Source organism: Seonamhaeicola sp. NFXS20 (assembly GCF_049132085.1).
Lineage (GTDB): Bacteria > Bacteroidota > Bacteroidia > Flavobacteriales > Flavobacteriaceae > Seonamhaeicola.
Window position 1 is genome coordinate 1 of the sequence record NZ_JAFMPU010000018.1, and the last position, 20,065, is coordinate 20,065.

Below are 20,065 nucleotides of genomic sequence, written 5' to 3' on the forward strand. Positions count from 1 at the left end.
AAAGCCAAAGATGAAAAATAAACTCGCTATGATTGCTATGGGGATTAGGTTGGGGTTTTTTGTTTTATTCATGAAGTATTAAATTTTTGTTTTATTTACTTACCGCTAATTCTTTTTCGTAAAATTCCGATTTGTCTCGATAAGATTACAACCAATATACCAACCTAAAAAGAGTCCTTCATCCAATTATAAGGACTTCTTTTTATCCAATTTCCTCGTGTAAAATCTGGAAAATCTTGGGGTTCACCATTATTTTCAATAGAAACTTCAGAAAGAGGTGTTATTGCACTCCAAGCAGCGGCATCATAAACATCTAACGGAGGAGCTATATTTCTTTTTGCTGACTCTACAAAAGCATGTAACACAAAAAAGTCCATACCTCCATGCCCTGCTCCAGTTGCCAACTCTCCGTATTTTTTCCACAATGGATGATCGTATTTTTTTAACCACTCATCGACTTGGTCCCACTGATGGGGTTTTGACTTACCTTCAATATAAATACGGTTACCATCAACCTCCCATAAACCATTTGCTCCTTGTACTCTAAAACCTAAAGAATAAGGTCGTGGCAAATTACAATCATGAGTAACAATAATAGTTTCACCATTTGCCGTTTCAATGGTAGAAGTTATAACGTCCCCTTGTTTAAATTTTAATTTTGCATTAGGATGTTTTTCTCCTCCATTTTTAACAATATAATTATGTAAGCCAATACCTTTTGATGCGTTAGAAGTTAAGGATATAAAACGATTTCCTCTATTAATATCACACATAGTAGCAATAGGTCCAACACCATGAGTTGGATATACATCTGCATTTCTTAATAATGAATGTTGAGTTCGCCACGCAGATTCAGAAATACCGTTTTCTCCAAACTCAACCCCTTTGCCATAAGCCGATTTACCATCATTAAGTTTTACAAAGCGCAAATCATGCTGATAGCCACATCTAAAATGAACTAATTCTCCAAAAATATTTTGTTTTACCATATTTAAAACTGCAAGCACATCTCTTCTATAATTTACATTTTCTAAAAGCATTAAATGTGTATTTGTTTCTTCATGGATATTCACTAAATCCCAACATTCTTCCATAGTGTTTGCTGCTGAAACTTCCAAGCCTGTATACTTCCCTGATTTCATTGCATCAACCGCCATTCTTGTATGCCATAACCAAGGTGTTGATATCACTACAGCGTCTACTTCTTTTAAATCCAAGAGGTTTTTATAATCATAGTTTGATTTCCCAAAAACCTTTGGTTTTTGAAACCCTGCATCTTGAATCATTTTTAATGCTATTTCTATACGCTTAGCATCTATATCACATATAGCTGTAATGTCAACATCTTTTCTTAGTAACGCATTATTTAAGTGATTACACCCTCTTAAACCAACTCCTATAAAAGCCAGTTTTAATTTTTGGGCAGAATTTCCTAAAACAGCCCCTAATGACACATTTGGTAATATAGATAATCCTGTTCCCGCTAAAACTGTTTGCTTTACAAAATGTCTTCTTGAACTCATGTTTATATTATATTATTAGAAAGCCACCTATCAATCTACTATAGAAGGCTTTATTTTGAATTGATATTGATATTTTTTTTCTTTAAGTGAATACTTTTCCATAGGTAATTCTCCCCAACTATTTATACCCCCTACACCCATTTGTTTATAATCAATCTTAAGACTTGTGGCTTCTCTTTCTTTAATATCCTCTGGATGACTTTGCTTTTTTTCAAGTCCATCATCTAAATCTTCTGTAAAATAATGCAGAGCCGTAACACTTAATAATGTATTAGATTGAATATTTAAATTTATTGTATCATTTGAAAGTTCATACCAACGAATGCCTGTTTTGTTTCCTGTTTCTTGCGGACGTATATATGGGTAAAATTGTTGTGAAACCGTTTGATTGTATATACCTACTTTTGAGCTGTAATTTCTATCGATATAATTTTCAAAAGGACCTTTACCATAATAGGAAATATGTTTAAAAGTTTTAGGCAAAATTAGTTCCATACCTAACCTAGGCAGCATTGGTGTATCTCTATTTTCATCTATTTCCAATGATGCGTTTATAAGTAATTCTCCATTACTGTTTATTTCGTAATCAAGATTTAATTTAGCGGGAACCTGAGACAACTTATACGCAGCTGTAACTATAACTTTATTTGTTTTTTTTGAATAGTCTAAACTTATAAGTTTTGGGGTTTTTGTAGCTTGTTTCCATGCTATTAAACTTTTTTGCAATCCCGCTCCCATATCATTATCATTAGGAGCTCTCCAAAAATTAGGGCGCAATTTATACCCCGATTTTAAAATAGGTTGACCATTATATTTATACATATTAATGAAACCTGAACTTATATCAAATTGTATTTCGGTTTTATTACTTTCAATATTAATAGTATTTTTTGCTTCTTTTACGTCTATTTCAGCTATACTTTCTATGTCCATATTGTTTTTCCAATTGCCTTTTAAGTGCAATTGTTCATTAGCTATTTCAAATCCTTTTGATAAAAGTGGCTCGTCTTCTTTTAAAACATAACTTATATTTACAAAGGCTTCTTGAAATTTTTTATCTTTTAATTGAATAGGAAGCGTGTATTCTTTTTTAGATTGGGGTTCTATTTCTAAACTTTCAATTTTTCCACTGACACTAGGTACCCCATCTAAAACCAATTGCCATTGTAGTTGTACATTATCTAAATTTTTAAAGAAAAACTCATTAAACACATTAATGGTAACATTCTTTTTATCACTCCAAGAAGTAAGTATATTTTGTAATGTGTTTTTAACCTCAAAAGCATGTGGATTTGGGTTACGTTCTGGGTTAAACATCCCATTGTTTAAGAAGTTATTATCACTTAGAACATGTTCTGGTCCAAAATCACCTCCATAAGCCAATATGCGAGTACCATCTTCTCTCGTTTTATAAATTGATTGGTCTATCATATCCCAAATAAACCCTCCTTGAAAATTTTTATGTGTTCTAAAAACATCCCAATAATCTTTAAAATTACCCATAGAGTTTCCCATAGCATGAGCATATTCACTTAAGATATAGGGTCTTTTAGGATTGGGATGTGCCTTTATATAATCTACCATACTATTAGGGGAGCTATATTGTGGGTTTATAATATCGGAGTTCCAATCGTATACCAAATCAACTCCTTCCCATTCTCCTACAGAAGCCCTCTCATATTGAATAGGTCTAGAAGGATCCCGTTTTTTTAACCACAAATATGCTTGATAAAAATTATAGCCATTTCCTGCTTCGTTACCCATACTCCAAATAATAATGGAAGGATGGTTTTTATCGCGCTCAACCATACGTTTTATTCGTTGCATATGTGCCAATTCCCAATTTGGCTTATTCCCGAGAGTTTTAGTAATCTTATAGCCCATACCATGCGATTCTAAATTGGCTTCATCTACTAAATAAACACCGTATTTATCACACAGTTCGTAAAAATATTCATCATTAGGATAATGCGACATCCTTATCGCATTTATATTATACTCTTTAAGGAGCTTAATGTCCTTTTCCATACTAGCCCTAGAGATTGTTTGCCCTGTTTCAGGATCTGTTTCTTGGCGATTAACTCCTTTTATATAAACGGCTTTACCATTTACTAAAAGTTGCCCTTCTTTAATTTCAATCTTCCTAAAACCAACATGTTGTAAAATTACTTCTACAATATTATTTCGTTTGTCTTTTAAAACAAAAAACAGTTGATATAGGTTTGGGGTTTCTGCCGTCCATTTTTTAGGATTTTTTACATTAAAAGTAAAGCTGTTGTTTTTGGTAACTTCATTAATTTTAAACAATTTCGAAGTTATTACAGTATTCTCTTCTTTTAGTAAAACTTCTAAATAATAAGCATCTTTTTTTGTAACTCTTGAAATTTTTGTTGAGATTTTTAAAGAACCATTAACATAATTTTGATCTAAATTTGGTGTAACCTCAAAATCTACTAAATGAGTTTTATTTCTAGTATACAAATATGTGTCTCTTGTAATGCCACTCATACGCCAAAAATCTTGACATTCTAGATAAGACCCATCACTCCATTTCATTACTTTTAATACAATTGTATTTTTACCCGCCTTTAAAAATTTATTAAGTTTAAATTCTTGCGGTAATTTACCATCTTCACCATAACCTAAATAGTTGCCATTAACCCAAACCGTTAGGTTGGATTTTGCTGCTCCTACATGTAGAAATATGTCTTTATCTAACCAGGTTTTATTTATGGTAACGGTGCGTCTATATACTCCGGTTGGGTTATAGGTAACTGGTACCAATGGTGGGTTTACATCTATAATACTAGAAAAATCATATGAAATATTAGTATAAATTGGATACCCATACCCATTAACATCCCAATTTGCTGGTATTTTAAACACATCCCAAGAGTCATCATTAAAATTTACTTTTTCAAACCCTTTTGGTAAATGATTTGGGCTTTCAACATATTTAAATTTCCAATCTCCATTTAGGTTTAAATAATTTTTTGAAGATTTCCAGTCTCCTAATTTTGCTAATGCTTCCGTTTCATAAACATAATACGAAGCACGCATAGGCATTCTGTTGTCTTCATTCACTTTTTCATCCAACCAAAAGGAATGCGTGTTTTCTTGACTATTACACACTAAATAAAATAAAAACAAAAAAGCTCTTAAAAAATGTTTCATTAAAAAAAAAATTAAAAGATTACAGCAAGTAGCTACTCTTACTATTTATTGCATTACCTCGTTTTTATCTAACTTACTTTTTCGATATAACATTTCTAAAAAGTAATAATCAGCATAAACCAAAGGCACATCTATTTCTACACCATGAGGGATACTACCAACACTATGATTTAAAATAAAATATTTATTCTTGCTATTTTCTACCATATAAGCAGGAGATAATAACGATTCACGAATTTTATCGGCAGCTTTTAATAGCACCTCCTTATTTTCTGAATATTCTGATAATTCATATAAAGCCGAAGCTGTAATTGCTGCAGCTGAAGCATCTCGAGGAATTGTAGGAAAATTTGCCTTATTGTAATTCCACTCTGGATGATAATTAGAATTACCTGCATAATAATCCCAGTAAGGAACCATATCTTCTGGTAGGTTGGGATGATTTATAATATAGTTTGCAATATTCTCAGCAAAATCCAAGAATTCTTTATCTTTCGTATATCTATAACAAAGTGTATACCCATAGAGTCCCCAAGCTTGCCCTCGAGACCAAGAAGATTCATCGGCAAAACCTTGTGCTGTTTTTCTATCAAGGACAGCTCCAGTAATAGTGTCGTAATTTACGACATGATAACAAGAGTAATCTTCACGATAATGATTTTTCATGGTTGTTTTAGCATGTTGTACTGCAATATCTTTATATTTTGAATTGCCACTTAACTCACTGGCTTCGAATAACAATTCTAAATTCATCATATTATCTATGATAACAGGATAATGCCATATTGTTTTACCATCCCATGATTTTTGACGATTCCAAGATTTAATAGTTTTTGTTGTGTCATTATAACGTTTACTTAAGGACTCTGCTGTTTGTATAATAATGTCTTTATATTGTTTTTGATTACCGAATTTAAGTCCGTTACCATAACTACAATACATAATGAACCCAACGTCATGATTACCCGTCCAATATTGTATTGTGTCTAAAACCTCTGTACGCTTTACAGCTTCATTTTTCCATTTTTCATCTTTAGTAAGCTCATACATATACCATAAATTTCCTGGAAAAAAACCACTTGTCCAATCATAAGCTCCAACAGTCACCAAGTCTCCTTCTTCATTTATTGTTCTAGGAATTTTAGTTGAATCTGGATTGCTTTTTAAGGTGTTTTCAAGCCTTTTAGTTATAAAGTTTATAGTCTGGCTATTATCACTTTTTTTTATATTTTTTGATTTAGAGCAACTAACAAGTATTGTTAAAACACATACATAACTCAAAAATCTTTTCATATTTAATTTTTTTAGATTATTATTTTAATTCTTTTTTCGATATTATTTTTTAGGTATTTGAAAATCAACAGATGTAGATGCTCCTTCTTTATTATTTCCTGTTGGTAACTCAATAATTTTAGAATAAGTGTTATCCCGATATTTAATATTTATCAAAACATTTGAATACGTTTGAGACGGGTTTGAAACTGTAACCACTCCTCCCTGCTTAAACATTAACATACACGGTCTATTTGCTGTAATACTTAATCCATCAATATGAACAGTTCCTGCTTGATAATATACCGCTTGTAATATGTGTAATTTGTTATGATAAACAGCTTGTATTGATGCTGTATTTTCTACTATTTGGATAGCGTTCATATTATAACGCTGTGCCTTTTTCTTAGAATCAATGTTAGGAACTACAATATAACTATATGTTTCATTGTCTGGATTTTCACCATGATCTATCCATAAAGTAAATACATTCCCTTTTTCTATTTTTATAGAATCTTCAACCTTATTAATAGTTCTCCATCCCCCAGCTTTTGTTTGCATGCTATACTTTACATGGTTTTTTTCAGGAAAATAATATCCAAATTTACCATTACGAATGTATTTCAAATTGGAATGTTTGTATACTGTCGAACTTAAATCTACCTTAGTTTCTTTATTCTTTCCAATTTTGCAGTAAAACGAAGGGCTTCTCATCCATGATTGATTGATAGTAGTACGAACATTTCTACCACTATTATCTACAATACTAGTTCCTAAACAAACAATTTCATCATCAAAAAAGAACCAGCTTTTTTTTGCTGTTAAATTGGCTTCATCTAAATTTAGAACCGAAACGCCGTAATTTCCATCTGAAACACCACCTACAAAAGTTGTATTACCAAAATTACTTCCCCAGGTAGACCGCTTAGGAAATGTTTTAATATATGGAAATGTAGTTCCAGGAATCATAGACCAATCCCAAACTGGCATAATATTAATATACTCATCTCCATCAATAGCCATAAAATTGGCTCCATACGACAAATAGTTTGCTTTTAAATTTTCGCCATTTCCTGTTTCTCCTTCAGCAGTACGAGTTGAGGTATTACGTACTGTAAATAAATAGCCACTGCGTGCATGCTGCGTATAATCTGAAACCCAATAATGTTTATTAAACTCACGTATCTTATAGCTAGGAGGAGCATTTCCTTTTAATCGTTCTAATGCATCTAAATATATTTCTGCATTTTTTGTATCAACAAAATCTGCTAAAGTTTGAAGATATTCCATATTAACATACATCGCGTTAGGCCTGCTAACACTTCTTCCTAACACGCTATAATCCCATGAACGCCCACGTGTTGACGAAACCTGAGTCTCTTTTATAAAATATATTACTTTAGAAAAATTTTCACTTTTGGTATTGAAAGCTGCTGGTGAATTTGCTAAATATGAAGCTAAACGAATTAAACCTTCGCAAAATACGAGCCCGTAACTAGCTATCATAATTTGTGGGCCATGATCTTGATATACCATATCTGCTTTAATATTATCGGTTAAAACAGATTCTAATTTATTTTTTGTGTCCTCTAAAAGTTTTCCATTTTCAGTAAGCAAACCTCTATACACGTAGTGCAATGCTATATCAATAGCATTAGCTCCTGTACTATGCTGGGTTATGTCTTTTATTTCTGTAGGTGTAAATAATGATAAAATTTCTGGTTCATCAATTCCTTTTGCTGCTTTTTGAGGGATAAAACCATCAAAAACACGCATATATATAAGGATTTCACCTAACCGTTGTGGAAAATAAATTTTGTTAAACCACCAATTAGCATCCACACTTTTAGAATCATACCAAAATTTCAAGCCTTTTTTTATAGCTGTTTTATAATCTAAATTATCGTATCTCTTGTGGTTAGTTGTTGTGCATGCCGCGGCTAAATGCCACAATCGATGTAGATGATTATTAGTTAGTGCATTTGTCAATGTTGTTTTTCCATATTGCATGTCTCCCCAACTACCATCTGGACTTTGAGACAATACCCAAGCATCCATTGTTTTTACATCTGTAAGATTTATATTTTTACTATTAGTTACACGTGACCTTAATTGCTCAAAATTATATTCTTGAGTACAAAGAGTTTCAATAGACAAACCATAAACTAAACATAATATAATAGTATTTTTAATAAACGTTTTATACTTCTTTACACCTTCCATATTGGTTATTATATCGTGAACTAAAAATAATTACCCTGCAATATTGCATCCTCTTACACTTGCAGGGTAATATTTTGAATATCTTAGGTTTTGTAATTTAACACAGGTTTACAACCTGTTTTTACTTATAAATTATTGTTTTACAAAGCGTTTTACAACAGCTTCATTATCATTAAAAATGACTCTAAATAAATACATTCCGCTAGTGAAATTTGCTACATCAACAATATCAGTTGCTTTTGTTTTTAAAACTAAGCTTCCATTTACATTAAATATCTCTATTTGTTTAATAGCCTTATTGGTTGTTATATGCAATACACTATTTGTTACTGTTGGATAAATTTTAAGCTCAGAAGCATCTACCTCATAATTTTCAACACTAAGAGTCGGAGGATTAGAACTATCAAACTGATAAGCTCCTATATCTGGGTAAATAAAATCATTTGCAGATATAGGGCGCGATTTACCTTCGTAATCTGTAATGATTAAATTTCCATTGTTGTCATAAGCATCAGTCCCCGCTTCTATACAAAGAGAATTCTCTGTTATTTGCCATCTTAACTCTGAAAGATCACTAATTCCAAATCCGGCTGTTGTTGGCAACAAAAACTTTGGACCAGCGTTATTATCTGAACTTAAATTGATAACGCTTTCCAGAGTAGATGATCCCCATCCCCAATAACCTGAGTTATAATCTTGTATAGCTGAATATCTGATTGTTGATGTCTGCGAACCATTATTAAATTGAGTGCGCCCTGAGTCTGTACCTGATTGAGTATTACCCCACAACAACACATTTGTTACTGTAGCATTAATGGTTTGGCTAGAACCTTGAAAAAATATTCCACCACCACCATATGTGGCTGTTGATTCATTATTAACAATGGTTGAATACGTTATATTAACCGCTCCAGAGCTATTTATATAAATACCTCCACCCGTATTGGCTGTATTATTAGCTATAATAGAATTTATAACATTTAATGTCCATCCTGTTGTTTGTTGTGTAGCCGCTGTAGTAAAAATACCCGCTCCCACAGAAGTAGACTTATTATTAATTATTTTTGTATTAGAAATAGTATACTCTCCAAGATATTGACCACTCCAACGTGGATCTATAATAATAGCACCACCACGAGCAGGACTCTCATTGTTTGTTATACTACAACCATCAATAAGCACTTTTCTTTCTGAAGCCTCTGGTACAATAGCAATAGCAGCTCCTGTAACATTGTTTCCTGCGGCACCTATGACTTTATTATTATCAATAATAGAATTTTTTATTTCACCTTCAATAATAAATACTCCTGCGCCAAATACAGAACTACCACTTGATAAACCATTAATTGTGTTTCCAGAAATGATACAATCTTCTATTAGAGCTGCATTAGAACTAGAACCGACAAAAACACCAGCTCCCCCTCCAAAAAAAGCACCTCCATCAGCAAAAATAGTGTTATTTCTTATTGTGGCATTAGTTACGTTTACCGTACCAAAAACACTCTCGCTAGAGCCAATATAAACACCAGCGCCAGAACCATCTGTTACTGCACCATTCTCAACAATAACATTATTAAGGTTACAATTACTTGATAAGTATACTCCTGTACCCACATTTTTACCATCAAAAGTAAAACCATCCCATGTAGTTGCTTCATTTAGAGCTACACTAGTTAATAATCTAAAATCCCCAGAACCATTTTCATCATGACTAATGATTGTTAGCTCTGGATCTGTTAGACGCTGAGAACGCATTGTCTCATTACCTACAAAACCGCCAAATACATCAACACCTTCTTTAAAATTTAATTGCTCTGTATCAGTAAGAATAGTGTAAGTCCCCTGTTTCACCCAAATTTCATCACCAGAAGTGGCTGCACTTAAAGCAGCTTGAATTGTTTGATAAGCGTTAGTCCATGAAGAGCCATCTGAATTGTTCCCCGTAGCAGACACATACAATATTTGTGCATGCATTGTCAACGCACAAAAAACGGCAGTAATAAAAGATAATCTTTTTTTCATAATACTTGTTTTTAAATTAATATTTACTTTTTTACCTAATTACAATAGATAGGTTATGTTTTAATAAACAGACTTTTTGGTAAGACAGTTTTATAATTCCTAAACGAAAAAACATAGCTATGTTTAACCCTTTATATTTTAACCAGAGTACTTTTACAATATATTTCTTACCTAATTGAATACTTATTTGATATGGGATTTGGCTTTACCAATCAGGGTTTTGTTCTAATGCACTACTTTTATTAATCTCTGATTCTGGTATTGGATATAAGTACATTTTATTAGAAAAAACACGTTCTTGTATAACATTGTTTGTATCGTAAATTAAATTTCCTGATGATGTATCTTTTGTTATTTTAACCCCACGTATAGTTAACAAATTATCTCGTTCTGAAGGGTCATCAAACAATTTCCAACGACGTACATCAAAAAAGCGATGTTCTTCAAAGGCTAACTCAAGGCGTCTTTCATTTTGAATAAACTTCCGCATCTCATCCTGAGTTAACCCCGTAGGAACATAAACAGGACGAAAACCAGCACGAAAACGCAATGACCGCAAAGCGAAATATACGTCGTCATCAGGTCCAACAGCTTCGTTTCTTGCTTCGGCAAAATTTAAGTACATCTCTGCCAAACGAATTAACACCCAGGTTCGTGTAACATTTACAGAACGTCCTTCCCATACGGCATAAGGCATAATATATTTCTGTAAATAATAACCCGTTTGTGTTGCATTAGGGTAAGCACCTAAACCATCAATACCACCTTCAAAAGTTTCTAAAACACCTGTTTTATCATTTACCTCAAAATTGGTTCCATTAGCTAAAACGGTCATATTTAATCTGGGGTCACGATTTGAAAAAGGATCATCAGGATTATACCCTGAGGTTGCATCTGTAATGGGCTTACCGTTACTCATAGGAAAACTTTCTACCAAATTTTGAGTTGGATTTGTCAATCCCTTAGCTCCATATGAAATAGGAGCATTCAACTGTTCTACAGTTGTATTGTTATTATAATTAGTTGAAAATATAAGCTCGTCGTGATATTGTGGCAATACAGAATTTGTAGAAAACAAAGTTGACATCGTTAAGGTTGAACTAAAACGCTGTAATGAATATACATTACCTCCACTTCCATCTTCATTTGTAGTATAATTTATAACAGCATCTGCAGCTTCTGCTGCCATTTCCCAACGACTAACATCATTAGTTTCATTAAACAATGGACTAGCCCAATACAATAATGCTCTTGATTTAAGCGCTAATGCTGCACCTGATGTTGCTCGTCCTATATCTTTAGCTTCGTTAAAACCAACGATTGTTGGAGATGCCCCGTATTTTCTTGGTAACTCTTGTGCTGCCAAGTCACATTCTTCTATTATAAACTCAAAACATTCATCTACACTAGATCTTGGCATATCTATGGCTTCACTTGAGCTTAATACTGTTTTGGTGAGAGGCACTCCTCCGTAACGCTTTACCAACTCGAAATAAAAATAGGCTCGAAGAAAATGTGCTTCTCCTTTCATTCTATTTCTTGTATTTAAAATGCTTTCATCTGTTCCTAAAGCATTTGATTGTTTAGGAAGTGGTACATCATCTATCTTTTCAAGAAAAGTATTTACTTTACGAATACCCTCATAGTTTTTACTCCACACATCATCAATAACATTAAACGAACTCCAAGTCCCATCATTAAACCCATTGATACTACTTAAAGGGTCTGGGCATATTGCATCATCGGTAGCCGCTGCAAACATGGCGTTTGATATACGGTTATAGCCGTTTGGCAAGTTATTGTAGGCATTATTTAAAAAGCCAAATGCTAGATTATTATTGGACCAAACAGCATCTTCACTTAAAGTTCCATCTAAATCTGGATCTAACATATCATCACATGATGATAAGCTAACTACAGCTAAAAGGAAAAATATTTTTTTAAATAGTTTCATTATCTAATATTTTATATATTTTAAAGATTTATGGATAAGCCTAACAAGTAGGTTTTTAACAACGGGTAATCTGCATAACCTGCATTAACAGCTTCAAAATCACGATTTTCTATTGAATTTGTTGTAGAAAACAAGTTATCTAGATTGGCAAATAATCTTAAGTTTGATATTGACATGCTTCGTGCTAATTTTTTAGGAAATGTATACCCAAATTCAAGTGTTGCTAAACGAAACACATGCCCTCTTTCTTGCCAAAAGGTTGAAGTCTGTTGGTTATGAGTACTTTCTAAACTTACTCTTGGATAAGCAGATGATGCTGTACCTGTAGTTGTTGTCCATCTATTATTGAAAGCATAAGTTGAAAATTGGCTGGGCATGATATGTGATGTAAATTTTGACGTACCTTCAGCAAAACAATAAAAATCAAAACCTTTAAATTCAATTCCTAAATGCACCCCATAAATCAATTCTGGTAACGAATTACCAATAACCTTTTTATCTGCATCATTGATAATACCATCGTTATTTAAATCTAAATATTTAATATCCCCAGGAGCAAGTGTTCCATAAGAAGAAGTTATAGCGTCTGCATCAATTTGAGCTTGATTTGTATAAATACCATCTGCAATAAAACCAAAATATGAATCTACAGAATTACCTTTACGATAACGGTATTGCTCTTGGTCACTATAAGTAACTTCTTTTAAATCTTCTATATTACTTTTTGCTATAGTGGCATTTCCACCAACATTAATAAATACTTCTCCAAATTGATTCTCATAACCTAATTGAAGTTCTACTCCTTTGTTTGTTATTCTACCTGCATTATACTCAGAAAGATCAACCCCTATAATTTCTGGCACAACATTTCCTTGATCCACTAATATGTTTTTTCGATTTTCATGAAAATAATCGAACGACAATGTTAAAGTTCTTTGAAACATATTAATATCAAACCCTGCATTAGTTTTATATGATTTTTCCCAAGATGCATTAAGGTTACTTAAAGCCCCTTCATAAGTTCCTGTAACCGAACCATTAGGATTACCAAAACCATAACCATTTCCTTGAATATACTCTTGACGATGCAAAAAACGAGTAATACCAAAATCGTTTCCAACTAAACCATAAGATCCTCTTAATTTAAAAAAGTTTATGACCTTGCTAGTATTAAGAAAAGGTTCTTCTGAAACAACCCAAGAAACTCCTCCTGAAGGGAAAAAGCCATATCGTTTACCACTTGCAAAGCTATTAGAGCCTTGATAAGCCCCTGACACTTGGGCATAATAACGATTTTTAAAACCATACATAATACGTGCTGAGGTTCCTAACCATTTATAATCTGGGTTATCTCCACTAATACGACTTGTATATTGATTTGCTACTAGAGCAGCTGTTATTTGGTGATCTTTAAAAGTATTACTATAGTCTAAACCACCCATAACGGTTATATCTTTATAATAATCAGATAACTGACCTCCTGATGTTGTTACTTTAGTATCGTCTACACCATACTTTATGTAATTATCATCTTGATCATATTGATAAACAGCAAAACCCGTATAGCGTCCTTCATAATATGAGTTATAGTTTTCAAAACTATAAACTACATTCACACTTAACCCTTTTATTAAGCTCCCTAAATCTTTTGATAATTTAGCTTTTACCGTTAATTGACGAGTAGTTTCAATTCTATTACCAGCTTGTAATGTACCTAATATATTGTTTTGATACTCTGATGTACCTCCTAACGATCCATCTAAATTTATTAAAGGATAAGCATTAGCTGGCGTTGTCATAATTCTATTAAAAAGTACACTAACAGAATTATTCACGTTAGTTCCACTACTTATCCAAGGAGACCTACGATTATCATTTACAGCTGCAATGTTTGTATTTAGCACAAAACCTTTGCCTAAATTAACATCAATATTACTTCTAAAATTATAACGCTCTTCTCCAGCTTGATTTACATTTCCTAAACCTACAGGCACGGTAAACAAACCGTCTTGCTTCATATACCCTACCAAGCAATAATACTGTGCGATATTATTACCTCCTCCTGTAGAAAAATTAAAATTTTGATACACATGCTGTGTGTCTTTTCTTAAAAATAAATCAGGAAAATCAGTATCGGGGTAATGGTAAATATCTCTATTTGTACTCAAATAATTAGATGTATTAAAAACAGGACTGTTACCATCATTAGCACTAGCTTCATTATATAGTGTGGTGTATTGGTATGCATTAAGCTTATTGGTTATAAAATCAGGTTTTTGCACTCCTGTTCTTATTTCTACATTCATGTAATTGTTAAACTTATCGCCTCGTTTAGTTTTAATAAGAATAACACCATTAGCACCTCTCATACCATACATTGCTAGTTCTGTTGCTTCTTTTAAAACGGTTACACTTTCAATCTCTTTAGGATCTAATAGATTGATATTAGCATCAATTCCATCTACTAATATTAATGGACTGTTATTTCCTGTAGTAGCTAGACCTCTTAGGTAAAAATCATAGTTAGACTCACTTATTTTATGCCCACCATTTTTTATCGAAGACAACCCTGACAAGGTTCCGTTTAAAGCTTGTTCTATAGCATTAACCGAATTCTTTTTAACCACACTCTCTTTAATAATTGAAACGGCACCTGATAATTCTCTTTTTGAATACACCCCATAAGCTACATTTACAAGTTCATCTTCTTCTAAAAAAGGTAGCATCTTAATGGTTAAATCTTCTGTATCTTGTTCTAACAACACCTTTTCTGTTCTAAAGCCTTTATAACTGCAAGTGAGCACATCTGATGGTAAAACATGTAATGTAAATACGCCTTCACTGTTGGTTTTTACAACTTTTGATTTTTCTTGAAGAGCAATAACAGCATCTTTTAAAGGTATTCCTTCATTGTCTAATACAATACCACTTAATTCATATCCTAATGTTTGATCTTGAATATCTTGCGAAAAAACATGTGATGAACAGAACAAAAGTATTAGAGCTAATAGGCTGTTATTTACCAATGTGTTTGTTTTGATTTGACTCATTTTTATGTATTTTATCTACTTATAATTATATAGTTATTACCAGCCAGGGTTTTGTTCTAACACTGTACTTTTATATATTTCATTATTAGGAATTGGATAACGATGCATATGTGATTTAAAAACACGTGTCTCATATATATAGGGTTCATAAATAAATGTATCATCAGGATTTTTAGTGATTTTCATTCCTTTGATAGGGTTTTGCTCGCCAAAAATTTCTTCACCTTTTTCCCAACTTAACACATCATACCAACGTTGTTCTTCAAAACAAAGCTCAATAGCACGCTCATTGCGAATACGTTCGCGCATAGTTTCTTTAGAAGAAGATAGTACCATAGGTATTGGTACCTGATTAACTCTTTGACGTACTTGTGTGGTTGCTTCTCTAGCTGTTAAACCTGAACCGGGGTATGTCCCATCTGGTCCATAAGCTTCATTAACAGCTTCTGCGTAGTTTAATAATATTTCTGCATAACGGAAATAGATATAATTTAAATAGGTACTTGTCCCTTTATAGCGTTGGTGTGCTTCTGGCCAAAATTTAGCTATAGAATACCCTATTGGATTTATTAATGTGCTACCGTAATCTAATCCTCCCGTATAAAATTGCGTATTTCTATCATACCAATATCTATCATTATAAAGCACCGTCATTCTTAAGCGTGGGTCTCTATTTGCATAAGGATCGTTAGGATTATAGTTTGAACTAGCGTCTGTAATAGGAAAACCATTGGAATCCTCATAAAGGTCTACAAAATTTTGTGTTACAGCTGTCCCCATCCAACCGTTATAACCTTGAGGTACTATAAAGCGTACTAAAAAATTACTATTATCAGTATGACCTTGCTCGAAATTTATTTTTGGCCTAGGTCTATTCATTATAATTTCTGAGCCTAAATCAGGTCTAAAAAACATATTAACATAATCAGGGTCTAAACTATAATGATTTAGATTTATAACATCCCAAGCAGCGGCAGCAGCCAATTTCCATTTTTCAAGATCATTGGTAGGATTATTTAAAGGTCTTGCTGCATATAATAATGTTCTAGATTTTAAAGCTAAAGCCGCTCCTATTGTAGCTCTACCCACATCTCCCTCAGTATATTCTACACCTAATAATTGTGAAGCTCTATCACAATCTTCAACTATAAAATTGATGCACTCTTCATAAGTGTTTCGAGGTATATCTAACTCATCAACGCCCAATTCTAGTGGTGTATCAAAAATTGGGACTCCTCCCCAACGTTTCACTAATTCGAAATACAGAAATGCTCTAATAAAATATGCTTCTCCTAAAGAACGGTCGTAAACTTCCTGTGATGGAAAATTTTCTACTAAATCGATATTTTTAATTACGGTATTGACCTGACGAATACCTTTAAATAAGTCTTCCCATAAGTATACTAACTCTCTATTAGCGTTAGCTACAGGGTTTGAACCAATACCTGATATTTCATCACCAGACCAAGCTCCATTGTTAAAAGCTGGGGAACATACATTAACTCCTAAACCTTCAGCTTCATCTGAAAGTTCTGCTACAAGGCTATTCCACAGACGTCCTAAATGCCCTGGCATGAAATAATAACTATAATCCAAATATTCACGGAACTGCTCATAATCTGTAAATACTTTATCAAAATCCAAATCTTGTTCCGGTGCTTGATCTAATTGTGATTCGTCAAACACATCGGTACATGAAACAGCGCTTAGTAAGACTACTATAAAAAGTACTACTATATGTTGTTTATTTTTTTTCATTTTATTATAAATTAATATTAACACCTAAGCTATAAACCTTTTGTTGTGGATATGTTTCTCCTGATTGATCTACAGTTTCTGGGTCAAACCCTTCTACTTTTGACCATGTTTTTACATTATTTCCACTTAGTAAGACTCTTATATTTGACACATTGAGCTTTTCACAAACCTGCTCTGGCAACTCATAACTTAACTGTATGTTACGCAACCTGATATAATTACCTGATTTTAAATGAAAAGAATTTACATTTTTATTACTATGTTGCGGGTTAAGATGTAATGCTGGATAACTAGCGTCTTGATTATCCTCAGTCCAATAATCCTGATGAGTTTTAGTTACCTGCCCACCACCTGCAGCTCCTCCAAACTCAAACCCCGCATTAGAGGTGAATAATACTGATGCATTTGCTGCTCCTTGAAAAGTAGCGTTCAGAGTAAAACCTTTCCATGAAATTTCAGGGGTTATTGAGTAAACAATTTCAGGTACTTGAGAATAACCTATGGGCTGTATATCACTCTCATTAATTTGACCATCTCCATTAACATCTTCGTATTTTAAATCTCCTGGAATAATAGGCCCTCCAAGAGTGGTTTGGTCTGGTGAGTTATCTATGTCCTCTTGAGATGTAAAAAAGCCTAATACCTTATACCCTCTATATTGACCTATACGATACCCTTCATATTTTTGTAATGTAGGGGTTCCTTGCGGATCATCGTAATTAACAATTTCATTTCGCGCAAAGCTATATAGTCCCCTCAACGAATACTTAACTTCTCCAATAGTATTCCTATAGTTAGCATCTATTTCATATCCCCAATTTTTCACCTCTCCTATATTGTATTGAGGAGAAGGAATACCTGTTGTACTAAGTAATGATCGTGCAGACATTAATATATCTGTTCTGCGTTCATTAAAAACATCGAAAGAAATATTTAAGCTATTATTTTCAAATAGTTTAGCTTCTAAACCAATGTTTTGTTTTAGTGATTTCTCCCAAGTCAGCAACCTATTTTCGGTTCGTGTCTCATAAATACCTCCTGAACTAGATGGATTTGTTGTTCCAAAACCAATATATTGTAAAAGTGAACCAGTAGCAGGTAAGTACTGGTACAAACCTTGCCACAAGAAGCGACTACCTCCAATTTTATCATTACCAACTAAACCGGCAGACCCTCTTATTTTTAAAAATTTCACTACAGACGATAAAGGTTCCATAAACGATTCTCTAGACAACACATATCCAAAAGACATTGCTGGAAAAAAGCCAAATCGGTTACCTGGTGCAAAATTTTCTGACCCATTATAACCCATATTAAATTCGGCTAAATATTTACTATCATAATCATATTCTACACGTCCAGCATACCCCATTAATACAAATGGTTTTTCAGTATTACTTTTTTCATTTTGTTGATTATAAACCAAGGTAGTATTCACTTTTGATTTTCCTATTTTTTTTGTGTAGCGCATAGCAAATTGAATCCCTAACCGTGTAAAGGTTGTTGTCGCAGATTCTCCCGAATAGGTTAAAGGAGTATACTCTGTAATTTGATCATAATCATCGGTATTGGGGTTGTACTGGAAAGTATCTGCCTGCTCTCTATAACTCTTTGTAGAACCTGTGGAACTATTATAAGACAAATTCATGTCTAACGTTAAACCATCGGTTATAAAACTTAAATCGTTTTTTAGGCTACCTACAATATCATAATTGTTGGTATCTGTTCTGTCATAACCAGATTCTGCAATTTTAACAATTGGGTTAGCTTGTCCTGCAATGGCTGCATAACTACCATCAGGATTATAAATGGGGAACGCATAAGGCACCTGTGCTATCAAAGATTGGAATACATTACTCACATTTGGGAAACCATTCTGAGCATCTTTTCTTCCACTGATGTTAGCACTTATTATTTGATACTCATTAATTTTAAAATCAAGATTAGATCTAAAATTAAAACGTTTGAAATCTGTATCTGAACTATAACGGTTATGAGTATTTGTATATTTAAACATCCCGCTTTGATCAAGATAACCTAAAGAGACGAAGTATTTAACCTTTTCTGTTCCTCCCGACACATTAATATTATACTTTTGTTGTAAAGCAGCAGATTTAATCACCTCATCATACCAATTAATATCTGGATATCTATATTTATCTACTCCTAAACGGTATCCCTCTAAAGATTCATCAGAAATTAATGGATCGTTTTCCAAATTCAATCCATCATTTATAGATGCTTGCTTTCTTAACACCAAGTGATCATAAGAACCTAAAAATTCTGGAATAGCAACAGGCTGTTGCACACTGAAATTTGCTGACACACTTATTTTTTGCTCTCCTAATTTACCTCGCTTAGTCGTTATCAAAATAACCCCATTAGCACCCTTAACACCATAAACAGCCGTTGAAGAAGCATCTTTTAAAACCGAAATACTCTCTATTTCATTAGGGTCTATTTGTGAAAAAGTGTTACGTTCTACACCATCAACAATTATTAAAGGAGAACTATCTACCCATGTAGATTGTCCTCGAATAAACACATTGGCAGCATCTTCTCCTGGACGACCAGAACTTTGTACGGTTACAACACCTGGTAATTTTCCTGTAATGGCTGTACTTAAATTTGAAGTTGGCACATCTGCTAACTCCCCCCCTTTAATAGTACTAATAGCCCCTGTTACCGTCTCTTTCTTTTGCGCTCCATACCCTACTACCACAACCTCTCCTAAAGACTGGATATCCTCCTCTAAAACTACGTTAATAGACCGGTTACTGGAAACCAATTTTTCTACAGTAACAAACCCCATATACGAAAAAACTAATATACTTTCAGAACCCTTAACTGTAATACTATAATTACCATCAAAATCTGTAGTTGTCCCTGTAGTGGTGCCTTTTATTACTATAGAAACTCCTGGGACAGGCACTCCTAATTGATCGACCACTACCCCTGTAATTGTTTTATTACTTTGACCATACACTGCGCTAAGGCTCGTTATAAACAGAAGTAATACTGTTACTTGTAAAACAACTGAAAGTGACAAAATTCTTTTACTCATGTTTGTTTATTGTTTAATAATTTGC

The 20,065-nt window shown here is 33.2% G+C and carries 9 protein-coding genes; all 9 read right to left on the reverse strand.

Going from position 1 to position 20,065, the window contains the following annotated elements:
* Positions 1-164 precede the first annotated feature (164 nt).
* Positions 165-1,523 carry a Gfo/Idh/MocA family protein gene (locus J1D01_RS16850; protein WP_421151682.1) on the reverse strand — a complete coding sequence of 453 codons (1,359 nt, stop codon included), beginning with the start codon at positions 1,521-1,523 and terminating at the stop codon, positions 165-167.
* Between the two features lie 30 nt (positions 1,524-1,553).
* Positions 1,554-4,697, reverse strand: coding sequence for a glycoside hydrolase family 2 TIM barrel-domain containing protein (locus J1D01_RS16855; protein WP_421151683.1), 3,144 nt, complete (start codon positions 4,695-4,697; stop codon positions 1,554-1,556).
* A 45-nt stretch (positions 4,698-4,742) separates the two neighbouring features.
* Positions 4,743-5,990, reverse strand: a complete 1,248-nt coding sequence (locus J1D01_RS16860) for a glucuronyl hydrolase (protein WP_421151684.1) — start codon at positions 5,988-5,990, stop codon at positions 4,743-4,745.
* A 42-nt stretch (positions 5,991-6,032) separates the two neighbouring features.
* Entirely contained in the window at positions 6,033-8,192 is a 2,160-nt protein-coding gene (locus tag J1D01_RS16865) for a polysaccharide lyase family 8 super-sandwich domain-containing protein (protein ID WP_421151685.1), read from the reverse strand.
* A gap of 132 nt (positions 8,193-8,324) precedes the next feature.
* Positions 8,325-10,214: a T9SS type A sorting domain-containing protein gene (locus tag J1D01_RS16870; RefSeq protein ID WP_421151686.1), complete on the reverse strand. Its 1,890-nt coding sequence runs from the start codon at positions 10,212-10,214 to the stop codon at positions 8,325-8,327.
* Positions 10,215-10,419: 205 nt separating this feature from the next.
* The gene (locus J1D01_RS16875) at positions 10,420-12,168 is read right to left on the reverse strand and encodes a RagB/SusD family nutrient uptake outer membrane protein (protein WP_421151687.1); all 1,749 of its coding nucleotides are present in this window, start codon (positions 12,166-12,168) and stop codon (positions 10,420-10,422) included.
* A gap of 20 nt (positions 12,169-12,188) precedes the next feature.
* Positions 12,189-15,218, reverse strand: a complete 3,030-nt coding sequence (locus J1D01_RS16880; RefSeq protein WP_421151688.1) for a SusC/RagA family TonB-linked outer membrane protein — start codon at positions 15,216-15,218, stop codon at positions 12,189-12,191.
* Positions 15,219-15,254: 36 nt separating this feature from the next.
* Positions 15,255-16,976 carry a RagB/SusD family nutrient uptake outer membrane protein gene (locus J1D01_RS16885; RefSeq protein ID WP_421151689.1) on the reverse strand — a complete coding sequence of 574 codons (1,722 nt, stop codon included), beginning with the start codon at positions 16,974-16,976 and terminating at the stop codon, positions 15,255-15,257.
* 4 nt (positions 16,977-16,980) lie between these two features.
* Positions 16,981-20,040 carry a SusC/RagA family TonB-linked outer membrane protein gene (locus J1D01_RS16890; RefSeq protein WP_421151690.1) on the reverse strand — a complete coding sequence of 1,020 codons (3,060 nt, stop codon included), beginning with the start codon at positions 20,038-20,040 and terminating at the stop codon, positions 16,981-16,983.
* Positions 20,041-20,065 lie beyond the last annotated feature (25 nt).